General features: G+C 46.0%; 16 protein-coding genes and 1 tRNA gene. 5 read left to right on the forward strand and 12 right to left on the reverse strand.

Features of this window, described 5'->3' with window-relative positions; genetic code table 11:
* Positions 1 to 16 precede the first annotated feature (16 nt).
* Positions 17 to 565, forward strand: a complete 549-nt coding sequence (locus AC5JR3_RS07115; protein ID WP_495844399.1) for an SRPBCC family protein — start codon at positions 17 to 19, stop codon at positions 563 to 565.
* Positions 566 to 687: 122 nt separating this feature from the next.
* Here AC5JR3_RS07115 and AC5JR3_RS07120 read toward each other — a convergent pair whose 3' ends face one another.
* From AC5JR3_RS07120 to AC5JR3_RS07130, 3 genes are read right to left on the reverse strand one after another with little or no spacing between them, the layout of a single operon-like run.
* Positions 688 to 885 carry a DUF2283 domain-containing protein gene (locus tag AC5JR3_RS07120; protein ID WP_495844400.1) on the reverse strand — a complete coding sequence of 66 codons (198 nt, stop codon included), beginning with the start codon at positions 883 to 885 and terminating at the stop codon, positions 688 to 690.
* Complete coding sequence (locus AC5JR3_RS07125; RefSeq protein WP_495844401.1) at positions 872 to 1,135, reverse strand: DUF4258 domain-containing protein; 264 nt, start codon at positions 1,133 to 1,135, stop codon at positions 872 to 874. Before AC5JR3_RS07125 ends, AC5JR3_RS07120 begins: the two co-directional genes overlap by 14 nt.
* Positions 1,136 to 1,139: 4 nt before the next feature.
* Positions 1,140 to 1,268: a hypothetical protein gene (locus tag AC5JR3_RS07130; protein ID WP_495844403.1), complete on the reverse strand. Its 129-nt coding sequence runs from the start codon at positions 1,266 to 1,268 to the stop codon at positions 1,140 to 1,142.
* Positions 1,269 to 1,350: 82 nt separating this feature from the next.
* Between AC5JR3_RS07130 and AC5JR3_RS07135 the strand changes: the two genes are divergently transcribed.
* Positions 1,351 to 1,971 carry a DNA-3-methyladenine glycosylase family protein gene (locus AC5JR3_RS07135; RefSeq protein WP_495844756.1) on the forward strand — a complete coding sequence of 207 codons (621 nt, stop codon included), beginning with the start codon at positions 1,351 to 1,353 and terminating at the stop codon, positions 1,969 to 1,971.
* 106 nt (positions 1,972 to 2,077) lie between these two features.
* On the opposite strand, the gene AC5JR3_RS07140 is transcribed toward AC5JR3_RS07135, so the two are convergent.
* From AC5JR3_RS07140 to AC5JR3_RS07155, 4 genes are all read right to left on the reverse strand, one after another.
* The gene (locus AC5JR3_RS07140; RefSeq protein ID WP_495844405.1) at positions 2,078 to 3,676 is read right to left on the reverse strand and encodes a GIY-YIG nuclease family protein; all 1,599 of its coding nucleotides are present in this window, start codon (positions 3,674 to 3,676) and stop codon (positions 2,078 to 2,080) included.
* Between the two features lie 209 nt (positions 3,677 to 3,885).
* Positions 3,886 to 4,209: a XisI protein gene (locus tag AC5JR3_RS07145; protein WP_495844407.1), complete on the reverse strand. Its 324-nt coding sequence runs from the start codon at positions 4,207 to 4,209 to the stop codon at positions 3,886 to 3,888.
* On the reverse strand, positions 4,176 to 4,640 hold the full coding sequence (locus tag AC5JR3_RS07150) for a XisH family protein (RefSeq protein ID WP_495844409.1): 465 nt from the start codon (positions 4,638 to 4,640) through the stop codon (positions 4,176 to 4,178). The genes AC5JR3_RS07145 and AC5JR3_RS07150 overlap by 34 nt, the downstream gene beginning before the upstream one ends.
* Before the next feature lie 207 nt (positions 4,641 to 4,847).
* The gene (locus AC5JR3_RS07155) at positions 4,848 to 5,963 is read right to left on the reverse strand and encodes an App1 family protein phosphatidate phosphatase (protein ID WP_495844411.1); all 1,116 of its coding nucleotides are present in this window, start codon (positions 5,961 to 5,963) and stop codon (positions 4,848 to 4,850) included.
* 582 nt (positions 5,964 to 6,545) lie between these two features.
* On the opposite strand from AC5JR3_RS07155, the gene AC5JR3_RS07160 reads away from it, so the two are divergent.
* A complete protein-coding gene (locus AC5JR3_RS07160; protein ID WP_495844413.1) occupies positions 6,546 to 7,289 on the forward strand; it encodes a PEP-CTERM sorting domain-containing protein in 744 nt (247 codons plus the stop codon).
* Positions 7,290 to 7,329: 40 nt separating this feature from the next.
* On the opposite strand, the gene AC5JR3_RS07165 is transcribed toward AC5JR3_RS07160, so the two are convergent.
* The 4 genes from AC5JR3_RS07165 to hisF form a co-directional block, all read right to left on the reverse strand.
* Positions 7,330 to 7,536, reverse strand: coding sequence for a hypothetical protein (locus AC5JR3_RS07165; protein WP_495844415.1), 207 nt, complete (start codon positions 7,534 to 7,536; stop codon positions 7,330 to 7,332).
* 50 nt (positions 7,537 to 7,586) lie between these two features.
* Positions 7,587 to 7,659, reverse strand: a tRNA-Ala gene (locus AC5JR3_RS07170).
* An 88-nt stretch (positions 7,660 to 7,747) separates the two neighbouring features.
* Positions 7,748 to 7,942, reverse strand: a complete 195-nt coding sequence (locus AC5JR3_RS07175) for a hypothetical protein (RefSeq protein WP_495844417.1) — start codon at positions 7,940 to 7,942, stop codon at positions 7,748 to 7,750.
* Between the two features lie 117 nt (positions 7,943 to 8,059).
* Positions 8,060 to 8,830 carry an imidazole glycerol phosphate synthase subunit HisF gene (gene hisF / locus AC5JR3_RS07180; protein WP_495844419.1) on the reverse strand — a complete coding sequence of 257 codons (771 nt, stop codon included), beginning with the start codon at positions 8,828 to 8,830 and terminating at the stop codon, positions 8,060 to 8,062.
* 107 nt (positions 8,831 to 8,937) lie between these two features.
* Between hisF and ruvB the strand changes: the two genes are divergently transcribed.
* Together ruvB and AC5JR3_RS07190 are read left to right on the forward strand one after the other, a co-directional pair.
* Entirely contained in the window at positions 8,938 to 10,038 is a 1,101-nt protein-coding gene (gene ruvB / locus AC5JR3_RS07185; protein WP_495844421.1) for a Holliday junction branch migration DNA helicase RuvB, read from the forward strand.
* A 219-nt stretch (positions 10,039 to 10,257) separates the two neighbouring features.
* The gene (locus AC5JR3_RS07190) at positions 10,258 to 11,076 is read left to right on the forward strand and encodes a tetratricopeptide repeat protein (protein WP_495844423.1); all 819 of its coding nucleotides are present in this window, start codon (positions 10,258 to 10,260) and stop codon (positions 11,074 to 11,076) included.
* A gap of 67 nt (positions 11,077 to 11,143) precedes the next feature.
* Here AC5JR3_RS07190 and AC5JR3_RS07195 read toward each other — a convergent pair whose 3' ends face one another.
* Complete coding sequence (locus tag AC5JR3_RS07195; RefSeq protein ID WP_495844425.1) at positions 11,144 to 13,366, reverse strand: NACHT domain-containing protein; 2,223 nt, start codon at positions 13,364 to 13,366, stop codon at positions 11,144 to 11,146.
* Positions 13,367 to 13,540 lie beyond the last annotated feature (174 nt).

Raw genomic sequence — 13,540 nt, forward strand, 5'->3', positions numbered from 1 at the left:
GAGTGGCTAAACGATCATGATGGTGCTTTCTATCAAAGACTTGAATAATACAGTTCCAAACCGCTCATGGAGCCAGCAAAAGGCGCTTTTGCAAGGAGAGATTTTGGTGGAAACGCGAGCGCACTCAGCCTGGGGTGGTGCTGTTACTGCACAAATGTACTTACCAATAGCCCGCTCATCTGCTTGGCAACAACTAACCGATTATCCTCGCTGGGTGCAATACTTCCCCGATGTCACCAAAAGCGAAGTCTTGCATCAAGGTCAGGTCAAACGTCTGTATCAAGTTGCCCAAAAAGCCTTTGTATTCCTCACCGCTCAAGTTGAAATTTACCTGAATGTCTTTGAGGTGCCAGAACAGCATATTCAATTCCGGCTAGAAAAAGGCACCTTTACCGATTTTACGGCAGACCTGACCTTGCAAGATTTCGGTGATGGTACCTTGCTCACCTACTCCGTGCAAGCAACGCCTAATCTTCCGGTACCGACAGTTTTCATTCAACAGGCGATGCATATGGAATTGCCAGGGAATATGCGGAATATGCGGCAAGTTCTGTGTGCAGCTTAAAGTAATCGTTCATTCCTGGCTGGAAAAAGGGTACTAGAGGCGATCGCATCTATTCATTCTCTATATCCAGAGCGTGCGATTACACTTAGCAGCAGCGCTTGTGCGATCGCAATTGGCAAAAATCAAGACGTTGAAATCAGTTCAGCCATAATATCGTCAGACATAAACTGCTTAAAATCTAAAATCTCAATCAGCACTAATTTTTCATTGTTTGAGTAGTGAAGGATTACTCGTCCTTCATCTTCTGCATAGGCGATCGCGTCATCTGATAGCTCAATCAAAAGTGCATCAACATCTTTGCTATATCTAATTTTTTTCATAACGGCTCCTCCTGCCTGGATAGAGTGTAATAACTAAAATGAATGCCTCGTATTCTCGGTAGACAACCCGTAGCACTAGGTTCTCATTCAACTGTTTCTGTGCTGTGATTTTTTCTCCTTCTCCCGGTTCTCGTGTATCTGGAGATTGAATGGTTTCAACCACAAAATCCTGAGCAATAGTAATTCCCCGTTCACTTAAGAGGTCGATTTTTAATAGGGCATGGTCACTGAACCGGATTTCCTTTGACATAACTCTAACCCGATAACTCAACTCCCAAGGCTTCAAGTTGTTGATTCATCCAGGCAATTGCAGTGGCTTCATTTGTCTCAATTGCCCGTTCCACTCCTGTTTTAGCAATTTTTAGCAACAGAGCGATAGCCAAGCGCTAACGACGGATTAAACGTTACTTATAATTACTTGATGTGTTGGTCACGACAGCTTCTGCGTTTCTATTGACAGCGTTGATGAATTACTCGATCGCCATGGACTTTCTTAAGGATTCCGATCCTATTCTGGGACAACTTATTGACCGAATTGGTGCATGTCAACTGAATCAGCAAGAGTTGGAGGGAGACTTGTTTTTTTGCCTGTCTCGGTCAATTCTCCACCAACAACTTTCTACTAAGGTGGCGAAAGTCATCCACACTCGGTTTCTCCAGCTTTACCCTGACACTCAGTTTCCTTCCGCACAAGATGTTCTGAACACGCCAGATGAAGCCTTGCGAGGGGTGGGTATCTCACGCCCCAAAATCTCTTATCTCAAGGACTTGGCGCATCATGCAATCGAGGGATTGCCGACGATTGAGGAGTTGGAAGCCATGGACGATGAGGCGATTATCAAGACTCTGACGCGGGTGAAAGGTGTTGGACGATGGACTGTGCAGATGTTGCTGATTTTCCGTCTCAATCGTTGGGATGTTTTGCCTGTGGATGACTTGGGTGTACGTGCAGGTATTCGGAAACTCTACGATCTTGAAGCACTTCCTGACCGCAAGACTACGGAAAGTTTTGGGCAAAAGTGGAAGCCTTATTGCAGTATTGCTTCGTGGTATTTGTGGCGCAGTTTGGAGCTAAAGCCAGTTTGAGGACTGCGGCAAAAGGGGGAAAATGCGATCGCTCCTACCGTTTATTCTCTACATCCAGAGCGTACGATCGGTTTAGCAGAAGCGCTTGCGCCTTGCAATCCATAAACTATTTTTCGATAGTTTCCTGTTTAAATGCTAATTTGAGTCCTGGTAAACTACAACTTTCTAACCGCTTACGAATCTCTTCTTTAACAGATACAAAGGTAGGAAACTCCTCGGTTAGTCCAAAAGGAATCCAAGCACTATATCCAATACTCTCCAGTTTTATATTGACCTTAGCAGGCACTATATACTTACGCGCAGATATATAGAACTTCTCTATATAGCCTACCCCATTACTTAAGTTAGTAGCAGCAGGGCTAGCAAAATCTTTCAGATACTCTTCAACCAAGAGCCATCCCTTCTTATCAACACTAGCTACAAGATACACGTTATCAAATTGACAAGGTGCAGCATTTGCTTTTTTGTTATTTAGTATTCCGTAGGCTAGATTATAATAAACAGGATACTTCTGGTTATTAGCATCTGTTTCATATTTACCAGGAAGCTTTAGGTCAACACTAAAACATTTAATATATAGACCCATTCGATCTCTGCCTCCAGAAAAGTTGATTACTCCACCTCTACTATATTTCTGGGTGTCAATTCCTCGCTCGATCAGTAGCTCTTCAATAGTAATAAATTCTGAGCTAATAAGTTTGGACTTAATATGTCGTGAGCGACTACCTATTCCGCGCATTCCTGCTTTGTATTCCTCACTAATATTTACCATGATTTTCTTAGCAGTCTCACTATCCACTAGTTCATTGAAAAGTGGTTTTATAAGGTCTGAGCTATAAGGATTGAGTCTCTTTAGGTAGAAAGCAGATTGCTCCTCTCGATCAGCCTGATTTTGAATTTTAGCAAGTGACTCAGGGGTTATTGCCCTAATAGTCTCCTGAGCTAAAGTAGTCTGCGTATATTCTCGAAGCCCCTTGGGTTCTTCTTTAGGAAAGAAACGGTTCCAGTAATTAACTTCAACTACATAGCCATTTATCGAGAGCCGATATATAAAAGAATAAAAGTTATCCCATTTACTAGCATAAGCCTTGCGAGTGCTAAATGCTGTTTTAATAAGTGCTTCTTGCTCTTCTATTGACTCTGGCTTAAATATTTCCTTGAGAGCAGTTAAGTCTAGACAAATATGAATGACACTTAATCCTAATACCTTCTTCTGTGCTAGCCAGTTAATGCTAATTTCAGACTCAATTTCTTTTCTAGGTGGCTCTACTCCTAATAAGAATGCAAAATCAGCGATCGCAGTTATGGTTTCCCTTAATAGTGTTTCTACTGGGCGTACCTTTTTCGTCTTTACCGGACTAGAGTTTAAATGCGGATGGTATTTCTCAATGCGTTGCTTCTCTAGGCTGCCTAGTTGAGATTCGCTAACTTGCTCATAGTAAATAGTGAAATGTTTCTTTTTCTGAACTTCCAGTTGGTAGATGCGATGATGAGATTTACCTTGCCAGCGTTTACGGATATTTTTTGCCTGCCCTATGTACCAAACATTATTACTTTCATCCAGAACGTAGTAGATTCCTGAATATTCAGGGAGTAGCTGTTTCGCGTGTAAAGTAATTTTTGGCAGTTGCAAAATTACTGCATCAGCAATCAAATGGCGTACCTCCAGTATTGTTTTACATACTTCTGATTTCAGTATTCCCATTGTCGTGACTATTTCTATGACTGAATCTGTAGAAATAAGGTGTCTTTGCCCACAGATGGAGGGTTTGTTCAGATTGCAGATGCTCAAACCAATTTCTTTTACGTGTAGATGTAACGGATTGGCAACGGCACGGCATAAATAGGAGCGATCGCTCGTGTTGGTTTTGGCTGTATGTAGGCACTGGTGCAATCTATCGTCATAGTTTGAGTTTACGCAGTTGCAGCACTTTGCTCTTCAGGGAGAAATGTAAGAACAATTTGCTCTCTTGGGATACCTGCGGCGATTAAATCTTTAGTGATTCCCTGTTCCATCCCGTCATATTCCACCCAAACCTTACCCTCACTCAACGTCACATAAATCAAATTTCCCCTCACCCGTCGTCCTCTATCCCAACCCACTTGCATTAGTGCATAGCGGTTTTGCGTGTCGTCAAATACCGTATCGAGTCGAATATCGCCGTGAGAAGGCTTAAACTGGGCGTATCGTTGAATTACTTGCTTTACAATGTCCCGCTCTCTCGTGGTGGTATCCATCGCTTCACCTCTTGCGCCTCTACATCTACAATAAGTAATTTCATCGGTAACTCCCGCATCACCAACTCACCAATCGGTTCGCTGAAAATCCCGTCAAAGGTTTTGTCTGCCACAGCGAGATACAACTCACGCTCTGGATCGACCTGTTCGAGGAGTAGCCTATAAAGAACATATTGACCAATCGCTTGCTCCAAATCAGCAATTGCCGAGTTGCCTCGAAACTCCTTGATTTCAACGGCGATTCGACTACTACCGCGTCTAGCACCGATAAAGCGTCCTGCAATACCGTTGAGGACATCTAATCTTGCTGCCAAGTCGATAAAGAGAAATCGCTCACCATAGGATATGACGTAGGGATCGTCCGTGATTTCCCAACCCTCCTTGATGAGAGCTTGCCTGATGATGTTATGAATCGCGTCTCGCTGAGGCATGACTTAGTGGGTCATAAGCCGAATAACTAGCCTATAGTATGCTACGCGATCGCATAAGAGCACCAGCTAGCCGAGCGTAAGTGAGAATCCAAAGAGCGATCGCTCATACTAGAATTCAAACACCAGCATAGGTTGGAGTAGTCCCATGTCCTTGCAAGAACTCCAAGAGCAGGTTCGCCAGTTGTCCGTGAGTGATCGCCTTAGCGCCTAATCGCGTTCAATCTCCTGCAACGCCTCTTTCGCAATCCAACCCTGTTCTGCTGCATGGTTAGCCGCCGCCAGCATTTCGGAAAACACCACGTATTCGCAGCCTGTTTCTTGCACTTCTTCAGCAATGGCTGAGAGTTCCTGCTTGCGCTTGCTGTCGTTTGGCGTCACGTCGTGGATGTAAATTCCTTGGATGCGTTCGGGATAGTCGCGTACAATTTGCCTGTAAATTTCCGCGTCCTTTTGACCACTGTCGCCGATTAGAATGAACGGCAGATGCGAAAAGCGCTCTAAGATTGGCGCGATTTGCTCTATCTTGTGGCTCTTATGCTCAAAGCTCAGCAGATTAGCGGGAGAGAGTTCTATATCCCGAAGTAGAAGGGGGCCGTGGGGAATATCATTAAAGTCCATAAACTTGACGAACAAGTCGTACATATTCCACGCACTGCTGGAAACGTAGAAAATCGGATTGCTTTCACTCCCGCTTTGCCCTTGCTGAAGGGCTTGGTAAAACGCGGGAACGCCAGCAAAAGGACGGCGGGTGCGTTCGTTACCCAGGTAGGCGATGCGGATCATCTTCAGCAAATCTGTAGCACCCGTGTGCATAATCGTGTCGTCAATATCGCTGATGACACCAAACTTTGCACCCTCTGAAACAACAATAACCTCGCCTTCAGCCTGAATGGATTGTGGAGTTTCAGGGTGAGATTCGAGCAGTTCTAGATGTACGTTTTGCCATAAGCGATCGCCATTTAGTTTTGTTTGCGGCTGAATTTCAACTTCAAAAAATCCCTCCTCATCAGCAATGACTTCCTGCTGCAAGTCTTTAAAGTTTACCTGCAACCGTGCCTTGGGTATCTCATCCGATTCAAAGCGACGGAACATATTCCGGAGATTTTTCCAAACGGAAGCGTTTTCCTCCCGCAGCTTAATCTCTTCATCCTGTAATACGCGACCTTTGAGGTAAAGCTTTTCTGGTGTACCGTAACCCCGATAGGGCATGATGCGAATTGGATCTTGAATGCCTAACCCTTCTGTGATGCGCTTTTTCGTTGCATCCCAAAAGGTATTGATCCGACTCATTACATCTGAAATTATCTGCGTCCAACCCGACATTATTCTTTTTAATTAACAGCGTCACGCAACTATGTTAGGAAAGCTCTTCCTCATTGCAAAACCCCTTCTAGAAGGAATTTTCCCTAAGGTCATTTAGGACTGCTATGCGAGTAGAGCGATCGCTCTACTAGCCAGCCTCTTAGAGATATCCTTTAATTTACCAAACAGTCCTATTAATGCTTGCAAGTCGCAGGGGATCGACAATAGCGATATTGTTCTTTGCTTTTAATTAAAGATTAGGTAAAATATTAGGTAAAGTTTTGATGAAGCAAAATAAATTACATATTTATCTGATAGATACATCTATTACTTATATTTGCTACTACCTATTGATAGAAACAAAGTATCAACTTTAAGTAGATTTTTTTGATATATAACTCCAGTAAGTTTATTACTTAAGACCTGATTTAACCGCCGTTCGTTTATCTCAAATATTTAGATTTAGAACAACTCAGCGTCGGTTAAAAGTTTTAGAGCAATTCAAAATAAAAGCAAACTCCTAAATTGAAGCAACCGATTTAGATAGGAAAATACTTTTTGATTGCGGCGAAAAAATTACTTGAAGCTATTCAGAACAACACAATGAAGCAATTTGGGAAAGCGGCATTACTAAGCACGGCGATCGCCTTAGCGCCTGCGATCGCTGTTGACGCGGCGACATTCAAGGCAGACTTAAAACCGTTAAATAATTCTGGTGTCAACGGGACGGCTTTGCTAGAGGTACTCGAAGCTCAAAATCTTTTGAGAGTCACCATTAATGCCACCGGATTAGAGCCAAATATGTTGCATCCGCAGCACATTCACGGGCGATTTGCCAACTCTGGATCTAATTTTGAAGGCCAGCCGATCAATTCAGTTACGCCACCTCCCTCAGCAGACACCGATGGCGACGGTTTTATTGAGGTGCTTGAAGGTTTGCCTTTCTATGGCCCAATTATCTTACCGCTATCATCGCCACCTGCTGAATCTGCTAGCGAACAAGTATTCCCGACTGCTCCAAATGGGACGATTAGCTTCACCGAGACTTACGATCTGTCGAACGACTCCCTGTTCTTCGATCCGATTGCCGGAATTGATTTCACCTCAGAAGACCTCTTCCCGTTAATGAAGCGTGAGATTGTTCTGCATGGAATGACTGTACCAGCAGGAATCGGTGAAGGAACTGACGGTGAAGTAAACGGATCGGGCGGCTACCTTGCCACGCTACCAGTTGCAGCGGGTGAGATTCAGGCTGTTCCTGAATCTGTCCCCGAACCTGCCGCCACATTGGGACTTCTGAGCCTTGGCGGGTTGGCATTCTTACGCCGTCGTCGCGTCAACGCTTAGGGCAATTGCGATCGCGCTTTCGCTTCTTAGAGCGCTAATTTTATAGAGATAGAGTGGGCAATGCCCACTTTTTTTTAAGCGATTGAATCTTGAGACGGCGATCGCGTGCTATGTCATAGCGGTTATCCGCCTGAGCGCCAGCATGAATGAACACAAGAGCGATCGCTGGCCTAGTTTTGGGTGCCTGTGGAGATGGGTGCGATCGCCTAAGAGCAGCAGCAAAGCTGATCGCCTCATCACTCACCATCCCTATCTAAACCGAGGATTGAGCGGTAAAACTATATTTGATTAATTTTATGGAGCTAAGCGGATTCGAACCGCTGACCCCCTCAATGCCATTGAGGTGCTCTACCAACTGAGCTATAGCCCCGAAACGTGCTTTTCTATACTGCCTTAGCTGTTACGATTTCGTCAAGTACTTTTTTTGAAAGCAGTGGGAACTCGCAGGGATGCCACTGTTAGTGAGCAATGGTTGTCAAGTAGCCAATATAACTACCCATGAGGAAATACACGACTAGCATGGCAGCAGCTGACATAGCGACTAAGGTTCCTGCCAGCATCAACGAAAACTCTTGGGAGTCAAAAGCTTCCTGCATCAGATGTAGCGACCAAGCCACGAGGGCAACATCCAACATGAGAATAGCAATTAACATATTTTACGAAATGTAACGGTCTATCCATTTTAGCAGCCGCCTCAGTTTTATGCTGGAACCGAGGCGGCGGATGCCGGATTAAAAGTAGCGATCGCCTTCTCCCCCTCGACCAGAAAACTAGACAGGTCGCACAGGAACCTCACGTTCCGCCAGATGAGTCTTGATTTGGGACACCGTCAATTCCCCGTAATGCAGTAGGGAAGCCAGAAGCGCCGCTTCGGCTTTCCCCTCAGTCAGGGCATCATAAATGTGATCGCAGCTTCCGGCACCCCCTGATGCAATCACCGGAATTTGGACTTGTTCGGCGATCGCCCGCGTCAAATCCAGGTCATAACCTGCCTTCGTACCATCTGCATCCATGCTGGTCACTAACAGCTCCCCAGCTCCCCGTTGTGCCACTTCCTTTGCCCAGCTCAGAGCGTCAATGCCCGTATTTTCCCGTCCGCCCCGCACATAAACATCCCATCCCGGATTGCTAGGATCTTTACGGCGACGGGCATCAATGGCAACAACAATACACTGGTTACCAAAGCGGGCACTTGCTTGGTTAATAAAGTCAGGGTTGCGTACCGCTGCGGAATTTATGCTGATTTTGTCGGCTCCCGCCCTTAACAATGATTTAATATTTTCTAAGCTTTGGATGCCACCCCCAACGGTAAGGGGAATAAAAACTTGTTCGGCGGTACGGTAGACCACATCATAAATAATACCTCGGTCTTCATGGGTAGCGGTGATGTCTAGAAACACCAGCTCGTCTGCCCCCGCGTCATTATACGCCTGCGCCAGTTCCACCGGGTCTCCGGCATCCTGGAGATTAACAAAGTTGACTCCTTTGACAACTCGCCCAGCTTTCACATCCAGGCAAGGTAAAATTCGTTTAGCTAGCATTGCTGTGTGCCCTAAAGCTCTTGTGATGTCATCATACTGAGCGCCAGCTTCAATCTAACTATTTTCTGCCTCAGTGTTTTAGTGCAAACACAAAACTATTTTTCAACATGGCGATAACTTCTTTCAAACAACAGTCTCAAGACCCGGATCGGCAGCCGCGTTCGAGCAAAAAAGGAAAAGGTAGCCGTAACTTTCACTCACCACAGCCAGACGATCTAGAAACTGACCTCCTACTCGCTACCGCTACGGCAGAGGAAACTGACAACCAGGAAGAAGGCATCCGCCCCCATCGCCTAGCGGATTACATTGGGCAAAAAGAACTCAAAGGAGTTTTAGAAATTGCCATTCAAGCCGCCAAAGGCAGAAAAGAGGCAATGGATCACCTGCTGCTCTATGGCCCGCCAGGATTGGGAAAAACCACGATGTCTCTGATTCTGGCAAGCGAAATGGAGGTGAACTGTATCATTACCTCCGCCCCGGCTTTGGAACGTCCCCGCGATATTGCTGGAATTTTGGTGAAGCTGAAGCCTGGGGATATCTTATTTGTCGATGAAATTCATCGCCTCAATCGCCTCAGTGAAGAGTTGCTGTATCCAGCGATGGAAGATTATCGTTTGGATATCACGATTGGCAAAGGTCAAAGTGCGAAAACCCGCAGTATCCCGTTGCCAAAGTTTACGCTGGTGGGGGCAACAACGCGGGTAGGTTCTTTGAGTTCGCCGTTGCGCGATCGCTTCGGTTTAATTCAACGCTTGCGCTTCTACGAGGTTGATGAACTGACTTTGATTGTGCAAAGGACAGCAAACCTATTGCAAGCTCCCGTGACTCCAGAGGGGGCAGCAGAAATTGCCCGTCGTTCCCGTGGGACTCCCCGGATTGCCAACCGCCTCCTGAAGCGGGTGCGGGACTATGCTCAGGTGAAGAAACTGGAACCGATTACCCCAGAAGTGGCAGCAGAGGCACTGGAAGTGTTTAATGTAGACCCCAGCGGTTTAGACTGGACAGACCGCCTGGTGCTAAGTGTGATGATCGAACAATTCAATGGTGGGCCTGTAGGATTAGAAGCGATCGCCTCGGCAACTGGGGAAGATTCCCAGACGATTGAGGAAGTTTACGAACCCTACTTGCTGCAAATCGGTTACCTGCACCGGACGCCTCGCGGACGCGTAGCGACTCCAGCGGCGCGGCAGCATTTAGGCTATGAGTGAAGGGGGAAGGATGAAGGGTGAAGTATGAAGTATGAAGGGTGAAGGGTGAAGGATGAAGGATGAAGGGTGAAGGATGAAGGATGAAGGATGAAGGGTGAAGGATGAAATGGGTGTAGTTTACTGATTGGGGCTTCAACTTTTGGGCTTCCATCTTTCTACCGCTCAACCTGCAACGAATCTGGGGGATAATCGCTAAAGATAGTAGGACAAGGCATTCTGATGATTCGCGGGTTGTTGAGGGTATTGAGTGCGTTGATTGTTGCATTGGCTGGGTTGCTCATGGCGTCCCCCGCGATCGCGCAGGTGCAGATGCCGGAGTTAAACGAGCAGCAGGTACAGCAACTGAATGATTTGCGGCAAAAAGCCTTTAGTGCAACCAATTTAGGAAGTTTTATCGAGGCAGAAGGGTACTGGACACAGTTAATCGAGCTGTTGCCTGATAATCCGGTGGGCTGGAGTAACCGGGGGAATTCTAGAGTTAGTCAAAATAAGTTAGAAGAAGCGATCGCTGACTTTAATAAATCGATTGAACTAGCGCCTGATGCACCTGACCCTTACCTAAATCGCGGTACAGCCTATGAAGGTCAGGCTCGTTGGGATGAAGCGATCGCTGACTATAACCAGGTGCTGGAATTTGACCCCAACGATGCTATGGCGTACAACAATCGGGGAAATGCGGAGGCGGGAAAAGGGGATTGGGTGGCAGCGATCGCAGATTACCAAAAAGCTACCGAATTAGCCCCCAATTTTGCCTTTGCGCGGATCAATTACGCCCTCGCCCTTTATCAATCAGGGCAACGAGAAGCCGCAATCCACACACTGCGTAACATTATCCGCAAATACCCCCAATTTCCCGATGCCCGTGCTGCCCTCACCGCCGCCCTCTGGGAAAAAGGAAAATACGGTGAAGCGGAAAGTAACTGGGTCGCCACTGTAGGTTTAGATGGACGTTACAAGGATTTGGATTGGGTAGAAAATGTCCGCCGTTGGCCCCCGGATATGGTAATGGCATTGCAGAAGTTTCTGGCGTTGAAGTAGGACGCGATCGCTGATTTCAAATTTTCTCTACCCGCATGGCATCAGAAAGCTGAAGTGCATAAGATCGCTACGGCATCTGAGCAAAATGCTCTCTGAGCAAGTCATGAAAAAACCGATAGCGTCCGCCCACTTGCTTAATCAACTTACGCTTATGGGCATAACTCAGGAACTTGACATAGTTGAAGGGAATTGCCCCACTCCGCCACAGCAGGAAGCGCAGGGTGTAGTGCTGAATGACAGGTACGCCAGCAAAAAAAATGCCAGAAACTAATGATATAGATACTCCCCGAAGTATCATACTGCTCCAATCAACAGCCTGCCCTCTAGCCAGCTCCAGTGCTGAACAAAGCAAAATAAAAGCTGGATAGGTAATTAAACTAATAATAATCATATTTTTTGCTGATTCAATTATTTCTTGATTGGGCTTGCTTCTAGTTCTAATTTCATCGCTAATTAGCCCCACAATTAGCCCCACACCCACAATTAGCCCCACAATTAGCCCATTAACTAGCCCCACAACTAGCCCATTAACTAGCCCCACAACTAGCCCCACAACTAACCCAAAAAATAGCCCCAAAATCAATTCCCTTTTGAACTTTTTACTAGACCAAGAGAGAGTTTCAACAGGCTTTATTCCAAAAGCATATATATCCAAAAATAGCCCACAAACTAGCCCTTCAAGTAGCCCAAAATATAGCCCCAAAAATAGCCCTACAAATAGCCCAAAAAATATCCCCGCAACTAGTCCCAAAAATAGCCCTACAGATAGCCCCCAAATTAGTTTGTAAAGTAATCTTTGATTGTTTTTTAGTAAGTCAGGCTGCATCTTTTCAATCAAAAATTCTGTCTGATTCCGCTCTTTCAACTGTTGCGCCAACCACTTCAGCCAGTGTTTTACCTCCTCTGGTTCATACCCCTCGTTGTCATGGGGTTCTTCCAGTTTGCGTTGAATGTATGCCGCAAACAACTCTTCGCGGCACTTGTCCTGATACTGACAGTGTTCCTCTTGAGAAGCGAAGCGTTGTCTTGGGTTCACCAACCCTTGCGGATACGCCACTGGCATCAAATGCAAGAGCAACGGCATCCTTGCCAGCATCAGCAATCCCTCCGGGTCATCTTTAATCGGTTGCCATAGATGCCCGCAATTCAATCGCTTGAGATAATCCTCAATCTGCCTATCCGTCAGCGATTGCAGATTAACAGATCCTCGAAGTTTGTTTAGAGTTGCTCTCCCTTTGATGTAGTCTTTCTGACGGCAGCAAATAACAAGCGATAAACCACCAGAATTGGCTTGCAGAAAGTCATTAATCTTTTCAACGCACTTTGCCTGACGATCTCCCAACTCATCCAAACCATCTAAGAGTGGCAACAACTGTCCTTTTTCAATCCACTCGCGAGTAGTTGCTTCGGGAACGTTGTAGCGGAAATTGAGCGTAGCCGCTAACCAGCCAGTAATAGATTGTTTGTCATCTTTCCAGTCAGACAGTTCAAAGATTACCGGAATCGGTTGTTCTGGCTGCTGTTTGGCACGGCAGAGCAAATCTTTTGCTAACTCCAGCAATGCCGTTGTTTTCCCAGAACCAGGCACACCCAAAATTAATAATCTTCCCGCAAAATCATTGCGTTCAAAAACATCAATAATCTTCTCGTCCCGGTTAAACGGAGATGTTGCAACTCCAAAGACTTCTAGCAGTCGCTTTGGTTGCAGCAATTGATTGAGGAAGTTTGGGTTAGGGTTGGGCGTTGCTTTGGCAGATCGTCTATATTCCCGTTGATTTTCCCTCAATTGTGAAATCAACTCGCGATCGTGCAGGGAGTCTTCTAGCCGCACGTTGACCTCAGTCTCCACGACCTTTAACAGTTCCTGCCGCCATTTATCTTGCATTGGCGGTGATGGTGTAGTTTCAGCGTGACTAGATGTTTCCCTATCGAGAAGTCGCTGTCGCCACAGCATCACCCCCATCGGCGACAAGGCACCGATGAGAAACAGTACTAGGGCGATATAACCCACAGGAGTGACAAACTGCGCTGGGATGTGACCATTTCTAAGTTCAAAATAAAGAATTCCACTGCCGATTAAAGGCGGTAAAATAACAAACCAAATCCAAAGCGGAAACCGACCTTCGTTAGCAGACCAGTTGAGATTTACGATCGCCAGTAACACTCCACAACCAACAATTAACCAGGGCAAGGCAGCATCATCAACAAAGACAGGGGCTGGTTTGCTCGACAGATAGTTAATCAGCAAACCTAAAGCGAGAGTTAGCCCTACTGAAGCGGATAGTTTCAAAAAAGGTATCGCTCGTTGCATCTAGGGATAATGGCTGGGTGGGTTAAGGCTTGACTGCGAATATAACCAGCAAATCGCTTTTCTGCTACACTTTGCATCTTTGCGGTTCAATAATCTTCTCTCCCTACAACGCCCGTGCTAACCTGTTGAGAATTATTGTCCTGATACGCCTGT

The organism is Kastovskya adunca (genome assembly GCF_059505785.1).

Bases quoted from the DNA above. Each gene is read 5' to 3' on its own strand.
- AC5JR3_RS07135 (WP_495844756.1), top strand. From the start codon at position 1,351: ATGAATTACTCGATCGCCATGGACTTTCTTAAGGATTCCGATCCTATT.
- AC5JR3_RS07165 (WP_495844415.1), bottom strand. From the start codon at position 7,536: ATGGTGAGTGATGAGGCGATCAGCTTTGCTGCTGCTCTTAGGCGATCG.
- AC5JR3_RS07150 (WP_495844409.1), bottom strand. From the start codon at position 4,640: ATGCCTCAGCGAGACGCGATTCATAACATCATCAGGCAAGCTCTCATC.
- AC5JR3_RS07155 (WP_495844411.1), bottom strand. From the start codon at position 5,963: ATGTCGGGTTGGACGCAGATAATTTCAGATGTAATGAGTCGGATCAAT.
- AC5JR3_RS07175 (WP_495844417.1), bottom strand. From the start codon at position 7,942: ATGTTAATTGCTATTCTCATGTTGGATGTTGCCCTCGTGGCTTGGTCG.
- AC5JR3_RS07115 (WP_495844399.1), top strand. From the start codon at position 17: ATGATGGTGCTTTCTATCAAAGACTTGAATAATACAGTTCCAAACCGC.
- AC5JR3_RS07145 (WP_495844407.1), bottom strand. From the start codon at position 4,209: ATGGATACCACCACGAGAGAGCGGGACATTGTAAAGCAAGTAATTCAA.
- ruvB (WP_495844421.1), top strand. From the start codon at position 8,938: ATGGCGATAACTTCTTTCAAACAACAGTCTCAAGACCCGGATCGGCAG.
- AC5JR3_RS07190 (WP_495844423.1), top strand. From the start codon at position 10,258: ATGATTCGCGGGTTGTTGAGGGTATTGAGTGCGTTGATTGTTGCATTG.
- hisF (WP_495844419.1), bottom strand. From the start codon at position 8,830: ATGCTAGCTAAACGAATTTTACCTTGCCTGGATGTGAAAGCTGGGCGA.
- AC5JR3_RS07140 (WP_495844405.1), bottom strand. From the start codon at position 3,676: ATGGGAATACTGAAATCAGAAGTATGTAAAACAATACTGGAGGTACGC.
- AC5JR3_RS07120 (WP_495844400.1), bottom strand. From the start codon at position 885: ATGAAAAAAATTAGATATAGCAAAGATGTTGATGCACTTTTGATTGAG.
- AC5JR3_RS07125 (WP_495844401.1), bottom strand. From the start codon at position 1,135: ATGTCAAAGGAAATCCGGTTCAGTGACCATGCCCTATTAAAAATCGAC.
- AC5JR3_RS07160 (WP_495844413.1), top strand. From the start codon at position 6,546: ATGAAGCAATTTGGGAAAGCGGCATTACTAAGCACGGCGATCGCCTTA.